26 protein-coding genes are annotated in these 23,970 nt (G+C 59.8%); 12 read left to right on the top strand and 14 right to left on the bottom strand.

Going from position 1 to position 23,970, the window contains the following annotated elements; translation table 11 throughout:
• Positions 1 to 31: 31 nt before the first annotated feature.
• The 4 genes from CX511_RS06415 to CX511_RS06430 are packed head-to-tail and all read right to left on the bottom strand — an operon-like array spanning position 32 to position 1,690.
• Positions 32 to 232, bottom strand: a complete 201-nt coding sequence (locus CX511_RS06415; RefSeq protein ID WP_045185773.1) for an SEC-C metal-binding domain-containing protein — start codon at positions 230 to 232, stop codon at positions 32 to 34.
• Positions 233 to 238: 6 nt separating this feature from the next.
• Positions 239 to 709, bottom strand: coding sequence for an LEA/WHy family protein (locus CX511_RS06420; RefSeq protein ID WP_373432770.1), 471 nt, complete (start codon positions 707 to 709; stop codon positions 239 to 241).
• 5 nt (positions 710 to 714) lie between these two features.
• Positions 715 to 1,191, bottom strand: a complete 477-nt coding sequence (locus CX511_RS06425; RefSeq protein WP_045185778.1) for a YchJ family protein — start codon at positions 1,189 to 1,191, stop codon at positions 715 to 717.
• 4 nt (positions 1,192 to 1,195) lie between these two features.
• Positions 1,196 to 1,690: a DUF6231 family protein gene (locus tag CX511_RS06430; protein WP_045185781.1), complete on the bottom strand. Its 495-nt coding sequence runs from the start codon at positions 1,688 to 1,690 to the stop codon at positions 1,196 to 1,198.
• A 159-nt stretch (positions 1,691 to 1,849) separates the two neighbouring features.
• Here CX511_RS06430 and CX511_RS06435 point away from each other — a divergent pair, with 159 nt between their 5' ends.
• The 4 genes from CX511_RS06435 to CX511_RS06450 all read left to right on the top strand — a co-directional run bounded on the left by CX511_RS06435 (position 1,850) and on the right by CX511_RS06450 (position 4,453).
• Positions 1,850 to 2,536: a PA1041 family peptidoglycan-binding anchor lipoprotein gene (locus tag CX511_RS06435; protein ID WP_045185783.1), complete on the top strand. Its 687-nt coding sequence runs from the start codon at positions 1,850 to 1,852 to the stop codon at positions 2,534 to 2,536.
• Positions 2,537 to 2,625: 89 nt separating this feature from the next.
• Complete coding sequence (locus tag CX511_RS06440; RefSeq protein WP_101293696.1) at positions 2,626 to 3,333, top strand: PA1041 family peptidoglycan-binding anchor lipoprotein; 708 nt, start codon at positions 2,626 to 2,628, stop codon at positions 3,331 to 3,333.
• A gap of 93 nt (positions 3,334 to 3,426) precedes the next feature.
• On the top strand, positions 3,427 to 3,702 hold the full coding sequence (locus CX511_RS06445) for a DUF1145 domain-containing protein (RefSeq protein ID WP_101293695.1): 276 nt from the start codon (positions 3,427 to 3,429) through the stop codon (positions 3,700 to 3,702).
• Complete coding sequence (locus CX511_RS06450; RefSeq protein ID WP_045185788.1) at positions 3,695 to 4,453, top strand: hypothetical protein; 759 nt, start codon at positions 3,695 to 3,697, stop codon at positions 4,451 to 4,453. The genes CX511_RS06445 and CX511_RS06450 overlap by 8 nt, the downstream gene beginning before the upstream one ends.
• A 115-nt stretch (positions 4,454 to 4,568) precedes the next feature.
• Here the strand turns inward: CX511_RS06450 and CX511_RS06455 are convergent, their stop codons facing one another.
• Positions 4,569 to 5,033, bottom strand: coding sequence for a CopD family protein (locus tag CX511_RS06455; protein ID WP_045185790.1), 465 nt, complete (start codon positions 5,031 to 5,033; stop codon positions 4,569 to 4,571).
• A gap of 97 nt (positions 5,034 to 5,130) precedes the next feature.
• Between CX511_RS06455 and dinG the strand changes: the two genes are divergently transcribed.
• The 5 genes from dinG (at position 5,131) to pdxH (ending at position 12,640) form a co-directional block, all read left to right on the top strand.
• Positions 5,131 to 7,275, top strand: a complete 2,145-nt coding sequence (dinG, locus tag CX511_RS06460) for an ATP-dependent DNA helicase DinG (RefSeq protein ID WP_045185792.1) — start codon at positions 5,131 to 5,133, stop codon at positions 7,273 to 7,275.
• Positions 7,276 to 7,356: 81 nt separating this feature from the next.
• On the top strand, positions 7,357 to 9,612 hold the full coding sequence (locus CX511_RS06465; RefSeq protein ID WP_101293694.1) for a beta-galactosidase: 2,256 nt from the start codon (positions 7,357 to 7,359) through the stop codon (positions 9,610 to 9,612).
• Between the two features lie 151 nt (positions 9,613 to 9,763).
• Positions 9,764 to 10,909, top strand: a complete 1,146-nt coding sequence (locus tag CX511_RS06470; protein ID WP_101293693.1) for a serine hydrolase domain-containing protein — start codon at positions 9,764 to 9,766, stop codon at positions 10,907 to 10,909.
• 99 nt (positions 10,910 to 11,008) lie between these two features.
• On the top strand, positions 11,009 to 11,974 hold the full coding sequence (locus CX511_RS06475; protein ID WP_045185799.1) for an OmpA family protein: 966 nt from the start codon (positions 11,009 to 11,011) through the stop codon (positions 11,972 to 11,974).
• Between the two features lie 18 nt (positions 11,975 to 11,992).
• A complete protein-coding gene (gene pdxH / locus CX511_RS06480; RefSeq protein ID WP_101293692.1) occupies positions 11,993 to 12,640 on the top strand; it encodes a pyridoxamine 5'-phosphate oxidase in 648 nt (215 codons plus the stop codon).
• Here pdxH and CX511_RS06485 read toward each other — a convergent pair.
• A complete protein-coding gene (locus tag CX511_RS06485) occupies positions 12,637 to 12,873 on the bottom strand; it encodes a hypothetical protein (protein ID WP_045185803.1) in 237 nt (78 codons plus the stop codon). The genes pdxH and CX511_RS06485 overlap by 4 nt on opposite strands.
• 145 nt (positions 12,874 to 13,018) lie before the next feature.
• Here CX511_RS06485 and CX511_RS06490 point away from each other — a divergent pair, with 145 nt between their 5' ends.
• A complete protein-coding gene (locus tag CX511_RS06490) occupies positions 13,019 to 13,483 on the top strand; it encodes an outer membrane lipoprotein (RefSeq protein ID WP_045185805.1) in 465 nt (154 codons plus the stop codon).
• Between the two features lie 68 nt (positions 13,484 to 13,551).
• Here the strand turns inward: CX511_RS06490 and nhaA are convergent, their stop codons facing one another.
• Positions 13,552 to 14,730 carry a Na+/H+ antiporter NhaA gene (gene nhaA / locus CX511_RS06495; RefSeq protein ID WP_045185807.1) on the bottom strand — a complete coding sequence of 393 codons (1,179 nt, stop codon included), beginning with the start codon at positions 14,728 to 14,730 and terminating at the stop codon, positions 13,552 to 13,554.
• A 223-nt stretch (positions 14,731 to 14,953) separates the two neighbouring features.
• Between nhaA and CX511_RS06500 the strand changes: the two genes are divergently transcribed.
• Complete coding sequence (locus CX511_RS06500) at positions 14,954 to 16,048, top strand: PLP-dependent cysteine synthase family protein (RefSeq protein WP_045185808.1); 1,095 nt, start codon at positions 14,954 to 14,956, stop codon at positions 16,046 to 16,048.
• Positions 16,049 to 16,088: 40 nt separating this feature from the next.
• Here the strand turns inward: CX511_RS06500 and CX511_RS06505 are convergent, their stop codons facing one another.
• From CX511_RS06505 to CX511_RS06515, 3 genes are all read right to left on the bottom strand, one after another.
• A complete protein-coding gene (locus tag CX511_RS06505) occupies positions 16,089 to 17,702 on the bottom strand; it encodes an NAD(P)/FAD-dependent oxidoreductase (RefSeq protein ID WP_045185810.1) in 1,614 nt (537 codons plus the stop codon).
• A gap of 106 nt (positions 17,703 to 17,808) precedes the next feature.
• A complete protein-coding gene (locus tag CX511_RS06510; RefSeq protein WP_045185811.1) occupies positions 17,809 to 18,483 on the bottom strand; it encodes a COG3650 family protein in 675 nt (224 codons plus the stop codon).
• 70 nt (positions 18,484 to 18,553) lie between these two features.
• Entirely contained in the window at positions 18,554 to 19,153 is a 600-nt protein-coding gene (locus CX511_RS06515) for a short chain dehydrogenase (protein WP_045185813.1), read from the bottom strand.
• Positions 19,154 to 19,261: 108 nt separating this feature from the next.
• On the opposite strand from CX511_RS06515, the gene CX511_RS06520 reads away from it, so the two are divergent.
• Positions 19,262 to 20,170, top strand: coding sequence for a LysR family transcriptional regulator (locus CX511_RS06520; RefSeq protein WP_045185815.1), 909 nt, complete (start codon positions 19,262 to 19,264; stop codon positions 20,168 to 20,170).
• A 140-nt stretch (positions 20,171 to 20,310) separates the two neighbouring features.
• Here the strand turns inward: CX511_RS06520 and CX511_RS06525 are convergent, their stop codons facing one another.
• Genes CX511_RS06525 through livH form a run of 4 tightly spaced genes read right to left on the bottom strand, consistent with a single transcriptional unit; the run spans position 20,311 to position 23,953 of the window.
• Positions 20,311 to 21,012 carry an ABC transporter ATP-binding protein gene (locus CX511_RS06525; RefSeq protein ID WP_045185817.1) on the bottom strand — a complete coding sequence of 234 codons (702 nt, stop codon included), beginning with the start codon at positions 21,010 to 21,012 and terminating at the stop codon, positions 20,311 to 20,313.
• A complete protein-coding gene (gene livG / locus CX511_RS06530) occupies positions 21,013 to 21,780 on the bottom strand; it encodes a high-affinity branched-chain amino acid ABC transporter ATP-binding protein LivG (RefSeq protein WP_045185819.1) in 768 nt (255 codons plus the stop codon).
• Complete coding sequence (locus tag CX511_RS06535; RefSeq protein ID WP_045185821.1) at positions 21,777 to 23,033, bottom strand: high-affinity branched-chain amino acid ABC transporter permease LivM; 1,257 nt, start codon at positions 23,031 to 23,033, stop codon at positions 21,777 to 21,779. Before CX511_RS06535 ends, livG begins: the two co-directional genes overlap by 4 nt.
• Positions 23,030 to 23,953 carry a high-affinity branched-chain amino acid ABC transporter permease LivH gene (gene livH, locus CX511_RS06540; RefSeq protein ID WP_045185823.1) on the bottom strand — a complete coding sequence of 308 codons (924 nt, stop codon included), beginning with the start codon at positions 23,951 to 23,953 and terminating at the stop codon, positions 23,030 to 23,032. The genes CX511_RS06535 and livH overlap by 4 nt, the downstream gene beginning before the upstream one ends.
• Between the last annotated feature and the right edge of the window lie 17 nt (positions 23,954 to 23,970).

Consider the following 23,970-nt stretch of genomic DNA (forward strand, 5'->3'; position numbering starts at 1 on the left):
TTATTTTCAACGGCCTGCCGCAGGGCTCAAATCAGGCCCCGTGGCACTTCTTGAACTTCTTGTTGCTGCCGCACGGGCATGGATCGTTGCGGCCGACATCCTTCAGGGCGTTGCGTACCGGCTCCTGGTGGCTGTGGTTGCAGTGCGGACCGTGAACATGGCCGTGGTCATGGTCATGATGATCATGATCGTGGTTGCAGTCAGGGCCATGGACATGGGGTTGTTGGGTCATTGCGGGTTACTCCGGTAAAAGATCGCCGGGAATTATCTCACCACTGCGCGATAAGTGCAGTTCGCGGGAGAAGATTAATCCGCTGATAAGTTCGCCATCGAGACGATAGCGCAGGGGTTGCTCGGTATTTTTGAGCATTTTCGCCAATGGCTTGATCTGTTGCCAGAGGTTGGTACGCACAGGAATCTTGAAGGTTCGCCGCGCATGCCCGCCAACGCTGCGCCAAAGGCTCTCCTCGCCTTCGGTCAGGAGCAAATCGTTCAGGCGGACCTTGTAATTCAGGTAGCGTATGAACAGGCGTCCGTCATTGGGGTTGTCGACGCGCACATGGAGGATGAACTCCTGCTCCAGCAGGCGCACCTTGACCGCTTCGACCTTGACCAAGTGCACCTCGGGATCGCGGTAGTCATCGCTGAACCAACTGGCGCAGCCCGTCAGTTGCAGTATCAGGAAGCTGAACAGCAACAGGCGGGCCATAGGCTTCAGCTCCCCAGGTAACTGGCGCAGCATTTCTTGAATTTCTGCCCGCTGGCGCAGGGGCAGGCGTCGTTGCGTCCGGCCTTCAGGCCTACTGTTGGATCAATGAAGTACCAGTGCCCACCATTTTGCACAAAGGCCGAGCGCTCACGGTGGCTATGTTCACCGTCGTTGTCATGCCAGCGCGCAGTGAAGGTGACAAAGGCATGCTCAGGCTGACCGCCGAACACTTCTGCACTTTCCACTTCAAGGCCCAGCCAGGTGCTTTGGGTACTCCAGGCTTTGATGCTGTCACGATCCAAGCCCGCCTGCTGCGCGGGCAGGGTGGTGTGCACCAGGTAATCGATCAACCCCAGCACATAGGCGCTGTAGCGCGAGCGCATCAGCGCTTGCGCGTCAGGGGCCGGATGCCCGGCGTGATAGTGTCCGCAACAGGCGTCAAGCAGATTACCGCTGCCGCAGGGACATACCGAGACACTCATTGTTTCACCACCAGTACTTGCCAAAATTTTCCGGGTTGGCCCAGAACTTGGCATTGAGCCAATCCGGGACCTGTTTGTATTCACGTAGATCATAGGTGAACAGGCTCAATACCTGATCATCTCGTTGAAATTTTTCGTTGGCTTGCAGGGCCAGGGCGAAGAAATCGGTGTCTTGCCAGCCGCAGGCGTTCAGGTCAGCCAGCACCGCTACGCGACTGGCATTTAGGTTGCGGATGCCGCCCAGCAGTTCCAGCCCCTTGCGCTTGGGCAGGTGTTCCAGGCAATCGACCAGCAAGGCCAGGTCAAAACGCTGAGCCGCCAGGTTGTCTGGCAGAGGACCCGGTTGGGCTTGGGCAATTTCGACCTGCGGATGGGCCTGGGCAAAGGCCTCCAGGGCTGGAAAACGAGAACCGACCAGCAACAAACGTTGCGGTGGGTGGCGTTCAAGTAGCGCTGCCAAGGCCTGTTGGGGCGTGCGCTGGGAAAATCCGTCAATCATCAGGAACCCTCGATCAGATGCGTCAAGACTAACCATCTCGGCCCCTTAGGCATAGTGGCTCAGAACCGCATCATGGCTTATTGCTGGCGGAGATGGTGTGCGCGGTCTTTACTCCCAGAGCATCGGTTTTGAACCGATTCCCCCTAGGAGACGCAACAAATGAGCATAGTACGCACAGCATTACCTCTGGTTCTGCTCACCAGCGTGTTGACTGGTTGCGCAGGTTTACAAAAGACCGACTGGCCGATGTGTGCTGCCGTCGGGGGTGTAGGCGGCGCGGCCTTGGGCGCTATAGAGAGCTCCAGTTGGGCTGGATGGGGCGCGTTGCTTGGCGCTGGCATGGCGGCGGGCTACTGCTGGGCCCATGGCGATGGCGACGAAGACGGTGACGGCGTACCGGACAGCCGTGACAAGTGCCCGGGTACACCGCCGGGTGTGCAAGTGGATGCCAACGGTTGCCCACCTGCACCTGCAGTTGAAGAAGTGGTTGTGGTCAAGGAAGAGGTCATCGTCATTCGCGATGTGCACTTTGAGTTCGACTCTGCCCGTTTGACCCCGGCAGACAAAGAACGCTTGAACACCATCGCAACCCGCCTGAAAAATGAGGCACCTACCGCCCGACTGACTGTGACTGGACACACTGACAGCGTCGGTCGAGATGCCTATAACGAGAAATTATCAGAACAACGCGCTCAGTCGGTCACTGACTACCTGGTCAGCAGCGGTGTTCCGCAAGCCAGCTTTGTTTCGGTGCAGGGGGCTGGTGAGTCTCGGCCGGAAGCCGACAACTCGACCGCTGAAGGTCGGGCCATGAACCGCCGCGTGGAAATTCGCATCGAGCGTTGAAGCCCACCGGCCTGCGGCTTGAGAAGTGCTGCAGGCCGGTCTTTACTCCTGTGTGACCGGTAGATGCCGGTGACACAGGAGCAATTCCCATGAGTGTTCTCTTCAAGACCGCACTGCCGGTGCTGGTGGCTGCAAGCCTGCTCTCTGGTTGCGCCACCCACAGCGATGGCAGCGCACCACTCAATCAAAGGACCTGGCCAGTCTGCAGCCTGCTTGGCGGTTTGGTGGGTGGCGGGCTAGGGGCTATCGAAAGTTCTGCCTGGGCAGCCGGGGGCGGTGTTGCCGGCGCCATCGCTGGGGGACTGATCTGCTATGCCCAGGACGGTGATGAGGATGAAGACGGCGTATTTGATCGCCGTGATCGGTGCCCGGATACCTCGGCCAATACCCCGGTCAGCCACACTGGCTGCCCACTGCCGCAGTATCCAGTGACCGAGAAGGCAGCTGAGCCTGAGGTCATCACCCTCAATGACCAGGGGGCGGTGATGTTCGCCTATGACTCCGCCGAGCTGACCAGCAGTGCCGACAGTCAGTTGCAGGCGTTGATCAGCAAGCTCAATGCATCCAGCGTGGCCAGCGTCAAGGTCATTGGGCACACCGATAGCCGTGGCTCCGACGCCTACAATCAGACGCTGTCCGAACAGCGTGCGAGCAGTGTTGCCGAATACCTGATCAGCCAAGGGCTTTCGCCATCGAAGGTGACCAGTATGGGCCGCGGCGAGAGCGAACCTATCGCTGACAACGACACTGAGGCCGGGCGCGCCCAGAACCGCAGGGTTGAACTGCACCTCAATTGATCGGGGCGCTGGTGCGGGGCAGTGCCAGCCGTTAATGTTGTAGGCGATGCCGGCTACAGGCGTCGCCTACAAAAATAACAGCAGAGGGCGCATATGAAGGGCTTACTGGGACTGGGCAAAGCCTTGACGGTGGTGTTCTGGTGGGTGGTGCTGGTGAATCTGTTGATCCCCCAGGAGTTCCCCTTCAATCGTTTGATCAACCTTGTCGGCGCCACGCTGCTTGGATTGCATGTGCTTGAAGTGTTGTTTTTCAATGGCCGTCTACGTGGCCGCAGCCATCGCTGGTTTGACCGCTTGCAAATCCTGCTGGTCGGTATCTTTCATGTCCTTTCAATTCCGGCCCCACGACAGGAGTCTGCTCATGCGTAAATTGGTGTTGTTGGCGGCGTTGTTCAGCCCCTTGGTGTTGGCTGAGTCGATCAGCGTCGCGCCGCATTCGGTGTTGCGCTTGCCGAACAAATCCAGTGTGGTGCACTTGGAACGTCTGCACGTGGCCGATGCGGGGACGCTGTTGCTGCCGGCCAGCCTGGTCGAACTGAAGGTGGATGAGTTGCAGTTGGGGCAAGAGGCACGCATTGCTATTGCGCCAGCTGATAGCACGTTGCGCGTTGAGGTGGCGAATGCGCAGATGGGGGAGGGTAGCCAAATTACTGCCCATGGTGCTCCGGGGACGTATGAGCGAGCGGCGAAAGCGGGTCGCAACCTGGATCTCCAGTTGCATTCGATTCAGGCGCCGCTGCTGGCCATCGATGCCCGCGGCGGGGCGGGAGCCCCGGGCTATGTCGGGCTGGACGGGGCCAACGGCAAGTCCGGGGGGTGTACCTGGGGGCAGGCCAGTCGTGGCGCCAATGGTGACAACGGTGGCAATGGTCATGACGGCGCGGCCGGAGGGCAAGTGCGCTTGGCCCTGCCGACGAATTTTCCCGCTGAACGGATCAAGGTGCAGCTCGATGGAGGTGCGCCTGGAGTAGCTGGCGCTGCCGGTAAACCAGGGGCTGGAGGCGCGAGTAAGGGGTGCTTGGTCTACAAGACCGCAGCAGGTGCGGCTGGAAAGCCCGGCGTGGCGGGGCAGCCTGGGTTGGCGGGGGCTACTGGGGCGTTGATCCTGCAGCGCTTGTAGTTATCCCGAAGCTATGGGAGCTGGCCTTGCCCGCGATGCAGATGCCGCGTAACAACTGACACGGCGTAAAGCCCATCGCCGGCAAGACCGGCTCCCACAGCGACTAATAACTGGCTCACATCAGCAGGCGTGTACTCGCCACCAGTACCACTGCGATTCCAAGCAGCAGGTTGATACCCACCAAACGACGAATCTTGCCCAACACTGCGGCGCCATTCGGCCAGTCCTGAGCCTCTACAGCTTTGCGCAATTCCGGCAGCAGCAATGCCTGGACACGAATGAACAGGGCAATCATCGCGATGGCGCCGCCCATCATGACCTGAACGTAGCGTGGCGCGGCGTCAAAACCACCAAAACGCAGGTGCAGCATGCCAATGCCGCTGATCGCAAGGACGGCGATGGCTATCCATACCCAGACGAAAAAACGCTGAAACACTTCTACCCACAGACGCAGGCGCGCGGGGCCATCGAGCGCTGCAACCGCCGCCGGTCGCAGGATCAGCCAGGCGAAGAACATGCCGCCAACCCAGACCAGGGCGGCCAGAAGGTGCAGGCTATAAGGAAGGGCAAAGGCGGTCATCAGGATCTCCATTCGGCGCAAAGGGCAATAGCGGGGTATGATAGCGACCCAACCGAAACACTGAAAATTTATCCAGCCCTCCGGGCGCCCCGATACCATGATCAGCAACGAACTCAAAACCACGATTCAGGGCGCCTATTCGCGTTTTCTCGAAGCCAAGAGCCTCAAGCCTCGCTACGGCCAGCGTCTGATGATCGCCGAAGTGGCCAAGGTGCTTGGCGACATCGACTGTGACGATGAAGGTCGACGCTCCGGCGAACCCGCTGTGGTGGCGGTCGAGGCCGGTACCGGTACCGGTAAGACGGTTGCCTACAGCCTGGCCTCGATTCCTGCCGCCAAGGCCGCGGGCAAGCGCCTGGTAATTGCCACAGCAACGGTGGCGCTGCAAGAGCAGATCGTCTTCAAGGACCTGCCTGACCTGATGCGCAACAGCGGTCTGAACTTCACCTTCGCTCTGGCCAAGGGGCGCGGGCGTTATCTGTGCCTGTCCAAGCTCGATCTGCTGCTGCAGGAAGGCCACGCTCAGTCGGCCACTGCTCAGCTATTCGAGGAAGAAGGCTTCAAGATCGAGGTCGACGAGGCGAGCCAGAAGTTGTTCACCAGCATGATCGAAAAGCTCGCCGGCAACCGTTGGGACGGCGACCGCGACAGCTGGCCCCAAGCCCTGGAAGACCAGGACTGGGCGCGCCTGACCACCGACCATAGCCAGTGCACCGGCCGTCATTGTCCGAATTTCGGCCAGTGCACTTTCTACAAGGCCCGTGAGGGCATGGGCAAGGTTGATGTCATCGTTACCAACCACGACATGGTTTTGGCCGACCTGGCCCTGGGCGGCGGTGCGGTATTGCCCGATCCGCGCGACACGATCTATGTGTTCGACGAAGGCCATCACCTGCCAGACAAGGCCATCGGCCATTTCGCCCATTACACGCGCCTGCGTTCCACTGCCGACTGGCTTGAGCAAACTGCCAAGAACCTGACCAAGTTGCTGGCCCAGCACCCGTTACCCGGCGATCTGGGCAAGTTGATCGAACAGGTGCCGGAGCTGGCGCGGGAAATCAAGGCGCAGCAGCAGTTCATGTTCAGCGCTTGCGAACAGGTCGCGGATTTCCGTCCCGGCGAAGACATGGAAGGCCGCGAGCGGCCACGTCATCGTTTCGAAGGTGGCGTCGTCCCTGAACACATGCGCGAGATGGGCATCGAGCTGAAAAAAGGCTTCTCACGCCTGACCGACCTGTTCACCCGCCTGACCGAGTTGCTCAAGGAAGGTATGGATGCCGAGGTCAACATTGGTATTGCCAGCCATCAGGCTGAAGAGTGGTACCCGCTGTTTGGCAGCCTGCTGATGCGTGCCCAGGGTAACTGGGAATTGTGGACCGCCTTCACCGCTGAAGATCCGGAAGACAGCCCGCCCATGGCCCGCTGGCTGACCCTGGCGGAGAGTGGGGCGCTGTTCGACATTGAGGTCAATGCCAGCCCGATTCTTGCCGCAGAAATGCTGCGGCGCAATTTGTGGAATGTTGCCCATGGTGCTCTGGTCACCTCGGCAACACTGACTGCACTGGGTAAGTTCGACCGTTTCCGCATGCGCGCGGGACTGCCCAAAACAGCGGTCACCAGTGTTGTGCCGAGTCCCTTTCACCACGTCGATGCTGGCGTGTTGCGGGTGCCGGACCTGCGCGCTGACCCCCGTGATGCCGCCGCTCACACTGCAGCGATCATTCGTGATCTGCCCGAGTTGGTAGAGGGCTCGCGTGGCTCGCTGGTGCTGTTCTCATCGCGCAAGCAGATGCAGGACGTGTTCGATGGCCTGGACCGAGACTGGCGCAAACAGGTGTTCATTCAGGGCAACCTGTCCAAGCAGGAGACCCTGAACAAGCACAAGGCCCGCGTCGACGGTGGAGATTCCAGCGTTCTGTTCGGCCTGGCCAGCTTCGCCGAAGGGGTCGACTTGCCGGGTGCCTACTGTGAGCACGTGGTCATCGCCAAGATTCCGTTCGCGGTGCCGGATGACCCGGTCGAGGCGGCCCTGGCCGAGTGGATCGAAGCCCGCGGAGGCAACCCGTTCATGGAGATTGCCGTGCCGGACGCCTCGTTGCGCCTGATCCAGGCTTGCGGTCGCCTGCTGCGTACCGAAGAGGACCGCGGCACCATCACTCTGCTGGATCGACGGGTGGTCACCCAGCGCTACGGCAAGGCTATTCTCAATGCTTTGCCGCCGTTTCGACGGGAAATTTCCTGACCCCCGGGGATCAATGCTCCGGGGTGTTGTCTATGACTCAGTTCAAGGCCCGCATGGGCCCTCAAGGAGAGCTCCAGCCCTATGATTCGCCGTACCTTGCCTGCTGTCTTCGCACTGTTGTTCAGCACACCGCTGCTGGCTGGGCAACAGACGCTGTTCAGTTTTGTGCGCCCGGCCGCCGTGGTCAATGTGGTCACCGAAGATGCCAACTTGCCGCAGTACAACGCAGAGCAGACGGCAGAGGGCGAGGTATTGCGTCGCGTGGTGTTCAACCCGGTGCAGCGGCCAAGCCTGCGTTTGAGTCCGCAAGCCGGCGCTTGGGATTGGTCTGCAGCAACGGCCATGACCTTGCGCCTGCAAAGCGGTATGGACTGGCCACTGACTGTGGATGTCACGGTGCTGAGCAGTGATGGCAAGCGTCTCACCAGCCGAATCGACCTGCCCGCAGGCCCTGCGCAAACGGTGGTGGTGCCGCTGACCGCCAGTTCGCCGCTGAGCCAGGGCATGCGTGCCGGACCACCGATGCCCTGGGTACACGAGGGCCAGCGTTGGCTGCTGAGCAGCAGCAGCGGTGCGCTGGACTTGAAGCAAGTGGTGTCGGTGAGTTTGTCGATGAACAAGCCTGACGTTGCCCAAAGCTTGATGATCGAGCGCGTCGGCATTCTGGATGACGATCTGCTGCAAAAGGCTGTCTATACCGGTCTGGTTGATGGCTATGGGCAGTCCACGCGTGGGCGCTGGCCAGAGAAAATCGTCAATGATGAACAACTCAAGGCTGCCGCTGTTCGTGAGCAGCAGCAACTCAAGGGCTGGCTGGCTGAGCGAAGCCACTTGCAACGAGACAAGTTTGGGGGTGTCACCGGCGGCCCGAGCTTCGACGCCAAGGGCTTCTTCCGTACTGAAAAGCGTGATGGACGCTGGTACCTGGTTACCCCGGAAGGTCATCCGTTCTATTCGTTGGGCGTCAACACCGTTGCTCCTGATGGTGGTCGAACCTATGTCGCCGGGCGTGAAACGATGTTTAGCGCCTTGCCGCAAGCCGGTGAACCGCTGGCGCAGTTCTATGGTGAAGGTAACAACAACGACGGTAACGGATCGGCCAGTGGTCGCGGTTTCAACCAAGGCCGCTGGTTCGATTTCTATGCCGCCAACCTTGAGCGTAGCCACGGCAAGCCCTGCACCCCGACAGCGGCTAACGACACCAGCGCTGCGCAGGTGTGCCCGACGCCGACCCTGGACAAGCAGCGCTGGCAGGGGCATACCCTTGACCGCTTGCAGGCCTGGGGCTTCAACACTTTGGGCAACTGGAGCGAACCGGACCTGGGCAAGGCCAACCGCCTGCCTTACACCCTGCCGTTGTCGATCGTCGGTGATTACACCAGCATCAGCACCGGGATGGACTGGTGGGGGCGCATGCCGGACCCGTTCGACCCGCGCTTTGCCATGGCCACCGAGCGCGCCGTGGCCATCGCGGCGCGTGATCACCGCGACGACCCTTGGTTGATCGGCTATTTCGCCGACAACGAATTGGCCTGGGCTGCACCGGGTGAAGATCCCAGGGCGCGTTACGCTCTGGCTTACGGCACCTTGCGCCTGACCACCGATGTGCCGGCCAAGCGCGCTTTCCTCAAGCAACTGCGCGACAAGTACCGCAACCAGGCTGGCTTGTCCAAGGCCTGGGGCATCGACCTGCCGGCCTGGGAACTGATGGAAGACCCAGGCTTTGAACCACCGTTGCCGAGCCCTGAGCATCCCGAGATCGAGGCCGACTTCAAGCATTTCCAGAAGGTCTTTGCCGACACCTATTTCAAGACCATTGCCGACTCGTTGAAATGGCATGCGCCCAACCACCTGTTGCTCGGTGGCCGCTATGCGGTGAGCACGCCTGAAGCGGTCGCTGCCTGTGCCGAGTTCTGTGATGTCCTGAGTTTCAACTTCTATACCCCCAAGCCCCAGGATGGTTACGACTTCAACCAGCTCAAGGCGCTGGACAAGCCGGTATTGGTCTCGGAATTCCAGTTCGGTTCACGTGATCGCGGCCCGTTCTGGCCAGGGCCGATGGAAGTGGCCAAGGAAGAAGGTCGGGGGCCGGCATACGCAGCCTTCGTCAAGGCTGCGTTGGCTGAGCCATCGATTATTGGCGTGCACTGGTTCCAGTACCTGGATCAACCGGTCAGTGGTCGTTTGCTGGATGGCGAGAACGGCCACTTCGGACTGGTCGGCATCACCGATGTGCCGTTCCAAGGTTTTGTCGACAGCGTGCGTAAGAGCAATCTTCAAGCCCAGGAGCAGATCGGCAAGCAAGTCGTCGCTGACAAGGCCGCAAAAGCCCCGTAACAAGACGCCTACGGCCTGATGCATGATCAACGCATCAGGCCGGCAATAGGCAGGGTTGTGTGACGGTCTGACCGCTGTGTGTTCCCAAAAGCGTCGCGGGCTGAAACAATGCACGCCATTTTCGATTGCGGCATGTGCGGGGTGTGGCTGGGTGCAGATTCAAGGTCATTACGAGCTTAAGTTTGAAGCTGTGCGCGAAGCCTTTGCTGCGCTGTTCGACGATCCTCAGGAGCGTGGCGCGGCGCTGTGCATTCAGGTCGGCGGGGAGACCGTCGTTGACCTCTGGTCGGGTACCGCCGACAAGGACGGCGCCGAGGCCTGGCACAGCGACACGATTGCCAATCTGTTTTCCTGCACCAAGATGTTCACCGCCGTGACTGCCTTGCAATTGGTAGGCGAGGGTAAGCTGGCCCTGGATGTTCCAGTAGCGCGCTATTGGCCGGAGTTTGCCCAAGCCGACAAGCAAGCCATTACCCTGCGTCAATTGCTCAGCCATCGTGCCGGGGTGCCTGCGCTTCGTGAGCTGCTGCCTGCAGAGGCTTTCTACGATTGGCAAACCATGGTTCAGGCACTGGCTGGCGAGGCACCGTGGTGGACGCCGGGTACCGCCCATGGCTATGCGGCAATCACCTTTGGTTGGTTGATCGGCGAACTGATTCGCCGTGCCGATGGCCGTAGCCCTGGCGAGTCGATCGTTGCCCGTACTGCCAGGCCTTTGGGGCTGGACTTTCACATCGGCTTGACCGACGAGGACTTTCCGCGGGTGGCGCACATTGCCCGTGGCAAGGGCAACATGGGCGACGAAGCGGCTCAGCGCCTGCTCCAGGTCACCCTGCGTGAGCCGCAGGCGCTATCCACCCGCGCCTTTACCAACCCGCCGGGTATGCTCACCAGCACCAATAAGCCAGAATGGCGACGGATGCAGCAACCAGCGGCCAATGGCCATGGCAACGCCCGGAGTCTGGCGGGTTTTTATGCCGGAGTGCTCGATGGCAGCTTGTTGGAGTCAGAACTGCTCGATGAATTGACCCGTGAGCATAGCCTGGGCCAGGACAAGACTCTGTTGACCCAGACCCGCTTTGGCCTGGGTTGCATGCTTGACCAGCCGACCGTGGCCAACGCCACTTTTGGCCTGGGTAGTAAGGCCTTTGGCCATCCGGGGGCCGGGGGATCGGTTGGTTTTGCCGATCCCGAGTACGATGTCGCCTTTGGTTTTGTCACCAACACCCTGGGCCCTTATGTGTTGATGGATCCGCGCGCGCAAAAGTTGGTGCGGGTCCTGGCAAGTTGCCTTTGATCGGTTAACCCCGGTGTTGCCTGAACCCTTTGTCTATTCTGAATTCCAATGCCCGGTGTTGCTGGGCAGAATTTCTTTCATTTTCATGGTGTATCACTGATGTCTTCACATAAAACCTTAGCTCTCGCCCTGTGCTTGGCCATGACCGGCTGCGCCCAGCACTCTCAAAAAGGTGTGGCCGATAGTGGGATCGACTGGTGGCCGTTCGGTTCGGACAAGGTTGCCGAGCAGGAAGTGAAGGACGTGGTGGTCGAAAAAGTCGCCAAAGCCGATGCCAAGTCCGAGAGCAACAGCCGTTGGTGGTGGCCATTCGGCGCCAGTGACAAGGTTGCAGCCGTACCGAAAATTGACCACAAGGCGACTCAAGCCTGGTTGGACAGTTACGAGCCGCGCCTGCGTGAAGCCATCAAAGACAGCAAGTTCGAAGTTGAGCGTCGTGAAGACGTGCTGGTGGTTACCGTGCCAGTGGACAGTTCCTACAACCCTGATCGTCCGGCCATGCTCTTGCCCGTCACTCTGGGTCCGATCACCCGTGTTGCCAAAGCCATCGAAACCGATAAACAGACTGCGGTACTGGTACTTGGCCACGCTGATACCAGCGGCGCCGCTGCCGGTAACCAGAAACTCAGCCAGGAACGTGCTCAGTCAGTGGCTGCAATCTTCCGCCTCAGTGGCTTGCAGCGTGACCGCTTGATGTTGCGTGGCATGGGCTCGGAAATGCCACGCGCGGCCAATGACAGTGTTGAAGGCCGTGCCCTCAACCGCCGTGTGGAATTGGTGCTGACCCCGCAAAACACCATGATGGCCTTGCTCGCCAAGTACAAGCAGCCTACACCGAGCCCGGCTGAGCTGGTCGCGGTGCAAGACGCCAAGGCTCCAGTCAAGGCTGCAGTCAAGCCTGCTGCCAAGGCACCGGTGAAAAAAGCCAGCACCAGCAAAAAAGCGGCTCCGGCCAAGGCCACCACAGCCAAGAAGAAAGCCCCTGCCGCCAAGGCTGCAGCTAAAAAGCCTGCGCCAGCGGCCAAAAAAGTGGCTGCCAACACCAGCCCTGCGAAGACCAACTGATCGTCAAGGAACGCAGTAATGACCAAGACCCTGGCTGATATGCGCCGCGACTATACCCGTGATGGCTTGGCTGAAGCCCAGGCCCCGCACGAGCCTTTCGCGTTGTTTCGGCAATGGTTCGATGATGCGGTGAAAACCGAACAGCCGCCGGTGGAAGCCAATGCCATGACCCTGGCAACGGTGGACGCAGAAGGCCGTCCGCACTGTCGAATCCTCTTGCTCAAGGGGCTTGATGACCAAGGCTTTACCTTCTTCACCAACTACGACAGCGCCAAAGGCCAGCAACTGCTGGTCAATCCCTGCGCGGCCATGACTTTTTTCTGGCCAGCCCTGGAGCGTCAGGTGCGTATTGAAGGCAAGGTGGTCAAGGTCACGGCCGAGGAGTCTGACGAGTATTACCAGGTGCGGCCGTTGGGCAGCCGCCTGGGTGCCTGGGCCTCACCGCAGAGTCGAGTGATCGCCGATCGTGCGGAGCTCGAAGGCTTGGTTAAAGCCACCGAGCAGCGCTTTAGTGACAGTCAGCCGCATTGCCCCGAACACTGGGGCGGTTACCGCTTGCTGCCAGAGCGCATCGAGTTCTGGCAAGGCCGTGCTAGCCGCCTGCATGATCGCCTCAATTATCACCTGCAGCAGGGTGCCTGGTTGCGCGAGCGCCTGGCTCCTTAATCGCCCTGGTAAGCGGCGGCCTCGCGTTCCAGCCAGGTCGCCAGCTCGCTGCGTTTGACCTTTTGCGCCTTGGCGTTGTCCAGACATTCAAGCATGTAGGCTTTCTTGCCTTCATCGGCTCCGGCCAATGACAGCGCCAGGTCGCGGTCCATCCAGCGACGGATGCGCACATATAACCACCAGTGAAAGTACAGCCCTGCCACAGTCGTGACGACGACGATGAAGTAATCCATGTCTATCCTTGCGCTAAACGTTTTCAGGCGACATCGAAGAAGCAGCCTGTATGAAAGCTGAATGGAAGCTATTTTACCCCGCCTTAGTCGTGACAGCGATCAATGGGCGGAGTCTAATGAACACCTGTCTTATGGAGATCGTCCTATGCGTAAATCTGTTTTGCTGGTTGCCAGCTTCACCACGATGTCACTGCTGCTCGGTGGTTGTGCTTCAAGCCTGACCGGTGACTCTTACACGCGCGACGAAGCCCGCCGTGTGCAAACCGTGCGCATGGGGACCATCGAGTCGCTGCGACCGGTGAAAATCGAAGGCACCAAAACGCCTATCGGCGGTGGCGCTGGCGCCATTGTCGGTGGTGTAGCGGGCAGTGCCATTGGTGGTGGACGTGGCAGCATTGTTGCAGCAGTCATTGGTGCTGTGGCCGGTGGCCTGGCAGGTTCTGCTGCGGAAGAAGGCCTGACCCGCACCCAGGGTGTGGAAGTCACTGTGCGTGAAGACGATGGCAGCACCCGTGCTTATGTGCAGGCCGTCCAGGAAAACGAGATTTTCCGCGTCGGCGAGCGTGTTCGCATCATGACCGTTGACGGCACCAGCCGAGTCACTCACTGATACGTCACCGGTAATAAAAAACCCCGACGCGGCTAGGCCGGTCGGGGTTTTTTATTGCTTGGGCCGGTTTAGGCTGCAGATGCCTTGCGACTGGCCAGTGCCGTGACGCTGTAGCCGATCAGCGCTGCAAGGATCGAACCGGTGAGAATACCCATGCGGTCCATGCCAGCGTATTCACTGCTGCCCGGTACAAAAGCTAGCGAGCCGACGAATAGGCTCATGGTGAAACCAATGCCGCAGAGGATCGCCACACCCAGTACTTGACCCCAGTTGGCACCACTCGGTAGGGCAGCCATGCCCAGTTTGACTGCCAGCCAGGTGAGGCCGAAGACACCGACAGTTTTGCCCAGCAGCAGGCCGACGGCGATACCCATGGGTACATAGTGGGTGAAGCTTTCCAGGGTTACCCCGGCCAGCGAAACCCCGGCGTTGGCGAAGGCGAACAGCGGCAGAATGCCGTAGGCCACCCAAGGATGAAGGGCATGCTCCAGCGTCAACAGTGGCGAAGGCTCGGCATTGCGGGTACGCATCGGGATGCACAGGGCCAAGGTTACCCCGGCCAGGGTGGCGTGGACACCGCTCTTGAGCACGCAAACCCAGAGAATCAAGCCGATCACCATGTACGGCCCGAGCTTGACCACGCCGAGCCGGTTCATCGCAATCAGCGCTACCAGGCAGGCGGCGGCAAGCATCAGCGACAAGCTCGATAGCTCACCCGAGTAGAACAGCGCAATGACAATGATAGCGCCCAGGTCATCGATGATCGCCAGGGTCATCAGGAACAGCTTCAGCGATACCGGCACGCGTTTGCCCAGCAGTGCCAGCACGCCCAGGGCGAAGGCGATGTCAGTGGCCATCGGGATGGCCCAGCCCGCAACAGCGGCGGGGTTGTCTTTGTTCAGGAACCAGTAGATCAGCGCCGGCACCACCATACCGCCAATCGCAGCAGCACCCGGCAGAACGATCTGCGAAGGTTTGGACAAATGCCCGTCGATGATCTCGCGCTTGACCTCAAGGCCGATCAACAGGAAAAACAGGGCCATCAGGCCGTCGTTGATCCACAGTAGCAAAGGCTTGGCGATTTTCAGCGCGCCAATCTGGGCGACCACCGGGACATCCAGCAAGCCGTTGTACAGATAGGACAACGGCGAGTTGTTGATGATCAGGGCCAGGGCAGCTGCAGCAATCAGCAATAGACCGCTGGCAGCTTCCAACTGAAAGAAACGTGTGAAAGTGCTACGCAGCAAGGGCGATCTCCATCCTGAGGGTTCTGAACAGGGGCACACCCTACCCTGTGAGGATATGCTTTCAAACAAAAACTATATTCTTTTTTGTTATAAGCTGTAACGCTCCTGCGAAATGCAGCCTAGCAGTTATGTGGAAATATTTTGCCTGGCTGTATCTGTTGATGTTGTACGGATTTTCCTAACATGATCCCTTGAATATCGATCTTTTTCCGGGAAAGAACACATGAGTGATCATCGCCTGTGGGCACGTGAAGCCATCCGCATCATTGAGGCCGACTTTCAACGCAGTGCCGATACCCATTTGATCCCGCTTTCTCTGCCTGGATTTCCTCAGGTCGAATTGTATTTCAAGGATGAATCCAGCCACCCCACCGGCAGTCTCAAGCACCGTCTGGCGCGCTCACTGTTTCTGTATGCGTTGTGTAATGGTTGGCTGCGGCCCAATGCCCCGGTGATCGAAGCGTCCAGTGGTTCGACGGCGATTTCTGAAGCTTATTTCGCCCGCTTGCTCGGCCTGCCGTTCATTGCCGTGGTGCCGGCCAGCACCTCCCAGGAAAAAATCGCGCAAATCGCCTTTCATGGCGGTCACAGTCATCTGGTCGAGGATCCGACGCAGCTCTATGCCGAATCCGAACGCCTGGCGCGGGAAACCGGTGGCCACTTCATGGACCAGTTCACCTACGCCGAGCGCGCCACCGATTGGCGCGCCAACAACAATATTGCCGAATCGATCTTCAGCCAGATGCGTTTCGAGCGTTATCCAGAGCCTGCCTGGCTGATCTCAAGCCCAGGTACCGGTGGCACCACCGCAACCCTGGGGCGTTACGTGCGTTATCGCCAGTACGCCACCCGGGTACTGTGTGCCGATGCCGAACGTTCGGTGTTTTTTGATAGTTACATCAGTGGCGATCGCTCGTTGCAGCTCGATTGTGGCTCGCGCATCGAAGGTATCGGTCGACCGCGGGTCGAGGCATCATTTCTGCCGCAGGTGATCGATGCCATGGTCAAGGTCCCCGATGCGCTGTCGCTGGCAGCCATGCATTATCTGGCCGGACGGTTGGGGCGACGCGTGGGCGGTTCCAGTGGTACCAACCTGATCGGTGCCTTGGCGGCAGCTGAGCACATGCAGACAGCAGGGGAGGCCGGATCGATTGTGGCGATTCTTTGTGATGGTGGTGATCGCTATGCGACCAGCTATTACGACGAGAACTGGCTGGCGGCGCAGGGGTTTGAGTTGCACGGATTGATCGAGGCGGTGGCGGCTTGCGTGGAGCGCGGTGAGGCGTTATCTGAGGCGGTGTTGCGCGCGGGGATTTGAAACACGTGTGGGAGCGGATTCATCCGCTCCCACTGCTCGATTAGCCTTTCAAGCCCAACATACTGCGTGCTACCGCTTCGGCAATGCGAATCCCGTCGACACCTGCCGACAGAATCCCACCGGCATAACCTGCACCTTCACCCGCCGGGAACAGGCCCTTGAGGTTCAGGCTCTGCATGCTGGCATCACGGGTGATACGCAGCGGCGACGAGGTACGCGTTTCGATCCCGGTCAACACCGCATCGTGCAGGTTGTAGCCTTTGATCTGACGATCGAAGGCCGGCAGGGCTTCACGAATGGCTTCGATGGCAAAGTCAGGCAGGCTCGGTGCGAGGTCGCCAAGATTGACCCCAGGCTTGTACGACGGCTCGACACTGCCCAGTGCTGTGGATGGCCGACCCGCGACAAAGTCACCGACCAGTTGGGCTGGCGCCTGATAATTACTGCCGCCCAGTACATAGGCATGGGCTTCGAGTTGTTCCTGAAGCTCGATACCGGCCAGCGGGCCACCCGGATAATCCTGCTCCGGGGTAATGCCCACGACGATACCCGAGTTGGCGTTTCGTTCGTTGCGCGAATACTGGCTCATGCCGTTAGTGACCACACGTCCTGGTTCGCTGGTGGCGGCTACCACGGTGCCACCTGGGCACATGCAGAAGCTGTAGACCGAACGACCGTTTTTGGCGTGGTGCACCAGCTTGTAATCGGCGGCACCAAGCTTCGGGTGTCCGGCGTATTTACCCAGGCGTGCCTGATCGATCAACGATTGGGGGTGTTCGATCCGGAAGCCAATGGAAAACGGCTTGGCTTCCATGAACACGCCGCGGGCATGCAGCATGCGGAAGGTGTCACGGGCACTATGGCCCAGCGCCAGGACCACATGCTTGGAATGCAGCTGTTCGCCGCTGGCCAGCACCACTCCATTGAGTTGGCCTTCTTCCATCAACAGGTCGCTGACTTTCTCTTCAAAGCGCACTTCGCCGCCCAGCGCATGGATCTCGTGGCGCATGTTCTCAACCATGCCGGTGAGGCGGAAGGTACCGATGTGCGGTTTGTTGACGTAGAGGATTTCCTCCGGCGCGCCGGCTTTGACGAACTCGTGCAGGACCTTGCGGCCATGGTGCTGCGGATCTTTGATCTGGCTGTAGAGCTTGCCGTCGGAGAAGGTACCCGCACCGCCTTCGCCAAACTGCACGTTCGACTCGGGGTTGAGTACGCTTTTGCGCCACAGGCCCCAGGTGTCCTTGGTGCGCTGGCGGACTTCCTTGCCGCGCTCAAGGATGATCGGCTTGAAGCCCATCTGCGCCAGCAATAGGCCGGCGAAAATCCCGCACGGGCCGAAACCGACGACAATAGGGCGCTCCTGCAGGTCAGCAGGTGCCTGGCCGACCACCTTGTAGCTGACATCTGGCGCGATATTGACGTTATGGTCGTCGGCGAACTTATGCAGCAGTTCGGCTTCGTTGCTGACGTTCAGGTCGATGGTGTAGATGAACAGCATTTCGCTGTTCTTCTTGCGGGCATCATAGCTGCGCTTGAACAGGGTGAAGTCCAGCAACTGCTCGTCGCTGATGCCCAGGCGTTGCACGATGGCCTCGCGCAGGGCTTCATCAGGATGATCCAGCGGCAGCTTCAGTTCGGTGATTCGTAACATGGCAGGGTCCAGTATCCCGGCCATGAACGGCCGGCGGCTTTACACAAACCGCCAAGTATAAGCTGTTCGCTGCCTTTGCAGGCAGGATAAAAGCAAGTGCCGATAATCAGTCGTTGCGTGAGCCACCGTAGTAACCGCAACCGCGCATGGTCTGGCCGTTGACCCGCAGCTCGGCGCTCAGGTGGCTGACAGCGCCGCTCATGCTGTCGACACAGCGTTGCGGAGCGACCCAGAGCTCAACGCGTTGACCGTTGGCCTCGGTGCTGAGGCTGAAACGACCATCGGGCAATTGTTCTTCCAGAAACGGCACGGCCAGTTCCGGCACTCCAGGGCGCGTCAGGACCATGCCCTTACCGCTGGCTTTGAGGTCCCAATCGGGTTCATTGCCGTGTGCGCGAACGGTCAGGCGCTTGAAGTTGGGATCGCTGCAGGCGCTGTTGGAGTGTTCCACGCGGTACAGGCGCTGAACGTTCAGTTGCCCGTCGTTGCCGGCTTTCTGGCTGGCGCCGAGGGTGCCAATGACGTCGGCGAACAGAGTGCCCGGTTCATCGGCGAGGGCGGCAGCTTCCTGCAGCACGCCGGTGTTACCGGCATCGAAGACGGCAAAGTGACGGTTTTCGGTACAGGGTTTGAACAGCAACTGACCGCCTTGGGCGCTCAGTTCGCCCTGCATGCGGGTCATGCCTGCAGTCGAAGCAGCCTGCGGTTTATCGGCCAGCATCTGGCAGCCACCGAACAGGGGCAACAGGGTGACAAGCAACAGCGAAGGGGCGGCACGCATCGAGCAAACTCCAGGGTCTCTACCGAAAGGTGCCGCCACGTTACGCAGGCTGGACGCTGATCACAAGGCCTTAGCCGACATGATAGGTCTGGCCGGTTTGCAGCCCCTCGACGCTCTTGGCGTAGGCCAGTGCTACCTCGGCGCCGGGTACCGGTTTGAAACCGCGAAAGTACGGGGCGTAGGCCGGCATGGCTTCCTCCAGGACATTGGGGCTGATCGAGTTGACCCGTAAACCACGGGGCAGCTCGATGGCGGCGGCCTTGACGAAGGCATCGATGGCGCCGTTGACCAGGCTGGCCGAAGCACCAGTGCGGATCGGGTCATGGCTGGTGATGCCCGTGGTGAAGGTGAACGAACCGCCATCATTGATGAATTCACGACCGATCAGCAGCAGGTTGACCTGGCCCATGAGCTTATCGTTCAGGCCCAGGGCAAAGTGTGCTTCGCTCATCTCGTCCAAGGGGGCAAAGGTGACGTTACCGGCGGCGCAGACCAGGGCATCGAAACGGCCGGTCTGCTGAAACAGGCGGCGGATCGAGGCACTGTCACTGATGTCGACCTGGTAGTCACCGCTGCTGCGGCCGATGCGCAGCACTTCATGGCGTTGCTCCAGTTCTTTGGCCACGGCCGAGCCGATAGTGCCGCTAGCGCCGATCAAGAGGATTTTCATTGAGCCGTTCCTTTATAGATGGTGGGAATCAGGCTCAAGTCTAGGGTGGATTTTTTCTAGGATAAGCGTGCTAATAGGCAACCTTTGGTTTTCATCTGGAAACAATCCATGAGCGAACTGGACGATTTGGCAGCCTTTGCCGTGTTGATGGATTTGGGTAGTTTTACCCAGGCCGCGCAGCAGCTTGGCTGGAGCAAAGGGCAGCTGTCCAAGCGCATCAGTGCTTTAGAAACCAGCCATAGCGTGAAGTTGCTGCATCGCACCACGCGGCGCCTGAGCCTTACTGCCGCCGGGGCGATGTTGTTACCTCAGGCCCAGGCGCTGTTGCGGCAGATGGAAGGCGCCCGGCAAACCCTGGCGATGCTCAAGGATGAATTGGCGGGACCGGTGCGAATCAGCGTGCCGGTATCGCTGGGCGAGACTTTTTTCGATGGATTGTTGCTGGAGTTCGCCGTTTCCTATCCGGACCTGCAAGTGGAGCTGGAGCTGAACAATGGCTACCGTGACTTGCTCGGCGATGGTTTTGATCTGGCGATCCGCACCGAGGTACAGGACGATGCGCGCCTGGTCGCGCGCCCGGTGTTGGCCATGCAGGAGTTGACCTGTGCCAGTCCTGCATACCTGGACCGTCATGGCGAACCGCTCACGCCCGCGCAGCTGAGTGGCCATCGCTGTCTGCTCAATAGCCATTACAGCGGGCGGGAGGAGTGGTTGTATCACCAACAGCATGAGTTGCTGCGTGTGCAGGTCGGCGGCAGTTTTGCCAGTAACCATTACAGCTTGCTGAAGAAGGCTGCACTGCTCGGCGCCGGGATTGCTCGGTTACCGTCCTACATGGTGCACGCGGAACTGGCTGATGGGCGCCTGCAATGGCTGTTGCGTGATTATCAGACCCGCAGTGTACCGTTGTTTCTGGTCCATCCTTATCAAGGCCGGATGCCCAAGCGGGTTCAGGTGCTTACTGATTATCTGCTGCACTGGTTCAAATGCAGCGGCCAGGCGTTACAGGCCTTGTAGCCGCTGCCACCAGGCTGCGATCGGCTGCGAAGCAGTCGTCATCCAGTCACCGTGATGGGCGTAAATGACGGCCGTTTCACGCCCGATCGCAGCCTGGCGGCAGCGGCTACAGGGGCAGCCAGGAGATTTGCTGGCGCCGATCAGCCGCCCAGGTAAGCGTCGCGTACCTTGGGATCGGTCAACAGCGCTTCGCCAGTGCCCTGCATCACCACCCGGCCGTTTTCTAGCACATAGGCACGGTCGGCAACCTTCAGTGCCTGGTTGGCATTCTGCTCAACCAGGAACACCGTCACCCCATCACGGCGCAGTTGCTCGATGATATCGAAGATCTGCTGAATGATGATCGGTGCCAGGCCCAACGATGGCTCGTCGAGCAACAGCAGCTTGGGTTTGCTCATCAACGCCCGGCCAATGGCAAGCATCTGCTGCTCACCACCGGACATGGTGCCGCCACGCTGGGCAAAACGCTCCTTCAGGCGCGGGAACAGTTGCAGGACCTTGTCCATCTGCTCCTGGTAGTCCCCTTTGTTGGTGAAGAAACCGCCCATCGCCAGGTTTTCTTCGACGGTCAGGCGAGCGAACACCCGACGACCTTCCGGCACCACCGCAATGCTTTTGCGCATGATGTGCGAGGAGGGTTGGCCGACCAGCTCTTCGCCCAGGTACTTGATGCTGCCACTGTGCGCTTGGGGCGAGCCACACAAGGTCATCAACAGGGTCGATTTGCCCGCACCGTTGGCGCCAATCAAGGTGACGATCTCGCCCTGGTGGATCTCGACGTTGACGCTGTGCAGCGCCTGGATCTTGCCGTAGAACGTGGAAACGTTTTCAAACTGCAGCATTTACGCTTCCCCCAGGTAGGCTTTGATCACTTCAGGGTTGTCACGGATCTGTTCCGGCGTACCGTCGGCCAGGGGCGTCCCCTGGTTGATCACGACGATATGGTCGGAGATGCTCATGACCAGTTTCATGTCGTGTTCGATCAACAGCACGGTGACGTTGTGCTCTTCACGCAACACGCTGATCAGCGCCTTGAGGTCTTCGGTCTCTTTTGGGTTCAGGCCGGCTGCCGGTTCGTCGAGCATGATGATCCGTGGACGGGTCATCATGCAGCGGGCGATTTCCAGGCGACGTTGCTGGCCGTAGGCAAGTGTGCCTGCAGGACGGTTGGCGAACTCGAACAGGTTGACCTTCTCCAGCCAGTACCGTGCGTACTCTTTCGCTTCGTGCTCGCTGCGACGAAAGCCCGGGGTTTTGAACAGGCCAGCAAAGAAGTTGGTGTTCAGGTGCCGGTGCTGGGCGATCAGCAGGTTTTCCAGCGCGGTCATGTCCTTGAACAAACGCACGTTCTGGAATGTGCGCACCACGCCTTTGCGGGCGATCTCGTGGCCGGCCAGGCCCTGGATCGGCTGGCCGTCGAGCAGGATGGTGCCGGCGCTGGGCTTGTAAAAGCCAGTCAGGCAGTTGAACACCGTGGTCTTGCCGGCACCGTTGGGGCCGATCAACGCCACCACCTGTTTTTCCTTGACGGTCAGGGCCACGCCGTTGACCGCCAACAAGCCGCCGAAGCGCATGCTCAGGCCGCTGACTTGCAGAATTTCGCGGCTCATCGACGCAGCTCCATATGGGGACGTTGCATAGGCAGCAGGCCTTGCGGACGCCAGATCATCATCAACACCATCAGCGCACCGAACATCAACATGCGGTACTCGCTGAACTCGCGCATCAACTCAGGCAGCAGGATCATCACGATGGCCGCGAGAATCACGCCCAACTGCGAACCCATACCGCCCAGCACGACAATGGCGAGGATGATCGCCGACTCGATGAAGGTGAACGACTCCGGCGTCACCAGGCCTTGGCGCGCGGCGAAGAAGCTACCGGCGAAACCGGCGAAGCAGGCACCGAGGGTGAACGCCGAGAGTTTGATCACGGTGGGGTTCAGACCCAACGCACGGCAAGCGATCTCGTCTTCACGCAGCGCTTCCCAGGCACGACCGATGGGCATGCGCAGCAAGCGGTTGATCACGAACAGCGCCAGCAGGGCCAGCAGCAGGGCAACCAGGTAGAGGAAGATCACCTTGTTGATCGAGTTGTATTGCAGACCAAAGAATTCGTGGAAGGTCTGCATGCCTTCGGCGGCCTTGCGTTCAAAGGTCAGGCCGAAAAAGGTGGGCTTCTCGATGTTACTGATGCCGTTCGGACCGCCGGTCAAACCGGTGAGGTTACGCAGGAACAGGCGGATGATCTCACCGAAACCCAAGGTCACGATCGCCAGGTAGTCACCGCGCAAGCGCAATACCGGGAAGCCGAGCAGGAAACCGAAGGTCGCCGCCATCATGCCGGCGATCGGCAGACAGATCCAGAAGCTCCAGCCAAAGTAGTGCGACAGCAGGGCGTAGCTGTAGGCGCCGACGGCGTAGAAGCCGACATAGCCCAGGTCGAGCAGGCCAGCCAGACCCACCACGATGTTCAGGCCCAGGCCCAGCAACACGTAGATCAGGATCAAGGTAGCGATGTCGACTGCGCCGCGTGAGCCGAAGAACGGCCAGACCAGCGCCAACACGATCAGCCCCATGATCACCCAGCGTTGCGTCTTGGGCAGGGTCAGGAAGTTGCTCATGGCGGGCGAGATCAACTTGCGGTCCGAGCGCCGACTGGTTACCGCGCTCCATTGCTTGTCGAACAAGACGCGCAAGAACATCAGCACCGAACACACGGCGATGACCGTGAGGGTGAAAGGCCCTTGGCTGTGAACGATCAGGTTGATGCCGTCGATGCTGAGTTTCAGGCCAAGCACCGGGAAGGCGACGGCCCAGACCAGCAAGGCGCTGAAGAACGCCTGTTTGAGATTTTTGTTCATACTTTTTCAACCTCCGGACGGCCGAGGATGCCGGTCGGACGGAACAACAGCACCAGAACCAAGAGACCGAAAGCCACCACGTCCTTGTACTGGTCGCCGAAGATGTCGGCGCCGAACGCTTCGGCCACACCCAACACCAGCCCCCCGAGCATGGCACCCGGAATACTGCCGATGCCGCCCAGCACCGCCGCGGTGAAGGCCTTCAGGCCCACCAGGAAGCCAGCGTTGGGGTTGATCACGCCGTACTGCATGCTCAGCAGTACCGCCGCCACGGCCGCCAGGGCGGCACCGATGACGAAGGTCAGGGCGATGATGTTGTTGGTATTGATGCCCAACAGGTTGGCCATCTTGATGTCTTCGGCGCAGGCGCGACAAGCGCGCCCCAGGCGAGAGCGGGAGATGAACAGGGTCAAACCGGTCATGGCCACCAGGGTGACGATGAAAACCAGGATCTGCATGTAGGAGATCAGCACTTCCTCTGCGCCGCCTGGGCCGAAGGAGATGCTCCCCGGGATCAGGTTGGGGATGGACTTGTCCTTAGAGTCCTGGGATAGCAATACGGTGTTCTGCAGGAAAATCGACATACCAATGGCAGAAATCAGCGGGATCAGCCGGTTGCTGTTACGCAAAGGGCGGTAGGCGACCCGTTCGATACTGTAGCCATAGGCACTGGTGACGAAGATCGTGGCGACGAAGGCGACGGTCATCAATATCGGCAGTGAATCGATACCCATCATGGCCAGCCCGGCAAGGGCAATGAAGGCCACGTAGGAACCGATCATGTAGACCTCGCCATGGGCGAAGTTGATCATTCCAATGATGCCGTAAACCATTGTGTAGCCAATGGCTATCAAGGCATAGGTGCTGCCAATGGTCAGACCATTAACCAGCTGTTGGAAGAAGTGATAGATCTCAGGCATTACAGCGCTCCTAAAAA

This window comes from Pseudomonas sp. S06B 330, assembly GCF_002845275.2.
Taxonomy (GTDB): Bacteria; Pseudomonadota; Gammaproteobacteria; order Pseudomonadales; family Pseudomonadaceae; genus Aquipseudomonas.

Bases quoted from the DNA above. Each gene is read 5' to 3' on its own strand.
- CX511_RS06415 (WP_045185773.1), bottom strand. From the start codon at position 232: ATGACCCAACAACCCCATGTCCATGGCCCTGACTGCAACCACGATCAT.
- CX511_RS06420 (WP_373432770.1), bottom strand. From the start codon at position 709: ATGGCCCGCCTGTTGCTGTTCAGCTTCCTGATACTGCAACTGACGGGC.
- CX511_RS06425 (WP_045185778.1), bottom strand. From the start codon at position 1,191: ATGAGTGTCTCGGTATGTCCCTGCGGCAGCGGTAATCTGCTTGACGCC.
- CX511_RS06430 (WP_045185781.1), bottom strand. From the start codon at position 1,690: ATGATTGACGGATTTTCCCAGCGCACGCCCCAACAGGCCTTGGCAGCG.
- CX511_RS06435 (WP_045185783.1), top strand. From the start codon at position 1,850: ATGAGCATAGTACGCACAGCATTACCTCTGGTTCTGCTCACCAGCGTG.
- CX511_RS06440 (WP_101293696.1), top strand. From the start codon at position 2,626: ATGAGTGTTCTCTTCAAGACCGCACTGCCGGTGCTGGTGGCTGCAAGC.
- CX511_RS06445 (WP_101293695.1), top strand. From the start codon at position 3,427: ATGAAGGGCTTACTGGGACTGGGCAAAGCCTTGACGGTGGTGTTCTGG.
- CX511_RS06450 (WP_045185788.1), top strand. From the start codon at position 3,695: ATGCGTAAATTGGTGTTGTTGGCGGCGTTGTTCAGCCCCTTGGTGTTG.
- CX511_RS06455 (WP_045185790.1), bottom strand. From the start codon at position 5,033: ATGACCGCCTTTGCCCTTCCTTATAGCCTGCACCTTCTGGCCGCCCTG.
- dinG (WP_045185792.1), top strand. From the start codon at position 5,131: ATGATCAGCAACGAACTCAAAACCACGATTCAGGGCGCCTATTCGCGT.
- CX511_RS06465 (WP_101293694.1), top strand. From the start codon at position 7,357: ATGATTCGCCGTACCTTGCCTGCTGTCTTCGCACTGTTGTTCAGCACA.
- CX511_RS06475 (WP_045185799.1), top strand. From the start codon at position 11,009: ATGTCTTCACATAAAACCTTAGCTCTCGCCCTGTGCTTGGCCATGACC.
- pdxH (WP_101293692.1), top strand. From the start codon at position 11,993: ATGACCAAGACCCTGGCTGATATGCGCCGCGACTATACCCGTGATGGC.
- CX511_RS06485 (WP_045185803.1), bottom strand. From the start codon at position 12,873: ATGGATTACTTCATCGTCGTCGTCACGACTGTGGCAGGGCTGTACTTT.
- CX511_RS06490 (WP_045185805.1), top strand. From the start codon at position 13,019: ATGCGTAAATCTGTTTTGCTGGTTGCCAGCTTCACCACGATGTCACTG.
- CX511_RS06500 (WP_045185808.1), top strand. From the start codon at position 14,954: ATGAGTGATCATCGCCTGTGGGCACGTGAAGCCATCCGCATCATTGAG.
- CX511_RS06505 (WP_045185810.1), bottom strand. From the start codon at position 17,702: ATGTTACGAATCACCGAACTGAAGCTGCCGCTGGATCATCCTGATGAA.
- CX511_RS06510 (WP_045185811.1), bottom strand. From the start codon at position 18,483: ATGCGTGCCGCCCCTTCGCTGTTGCTTGTCACCCTGTTGCCCCTGTTC.
- CX511_RS06515 (WP_045185813.1), bottom strand. From the start codon at position 19,153: ATGAAAATCCTCTTGATCGGCGCTAGCGGCACTATCGGCTCGGCCGTG.
- CX511_RS06520 (WP_045185815.1), top strand. From the start codon at position 19,262: ATGAGCGAACTGGACGATTTGGCAGCCTTTGCCGTGTTGATGGATTTG.
- CX511_RS06525 (WP_045185817.1), bottom strand. From the start codon at position 21,012: ATGCTGCAGTTTGAAAACGTTTCCACGTTCTACGGCAAGATCCAGGCG.
- livG (WP_045185819.1), bottom strand. From the start codon at position 21,780: ATGAGCCGCGAAATTCTGCAAGTCAGCGGCCTGAGCATGCGCTTCGGC.
- CX511_RS06535 (WP_045185821.1), bottom strand. From the start codon at position 23,033: ATGAACAAAAATCTCAAACAGGCGTTCTTCAGCGCCTTGCTGGTCTGG.
- livH (WP_045185823.1), bottom strand. From the start codon at position 23,953: ATGCCTGAGATCTATCACTTCTTCCAACAGCTGGTTAATGGTCTGACC.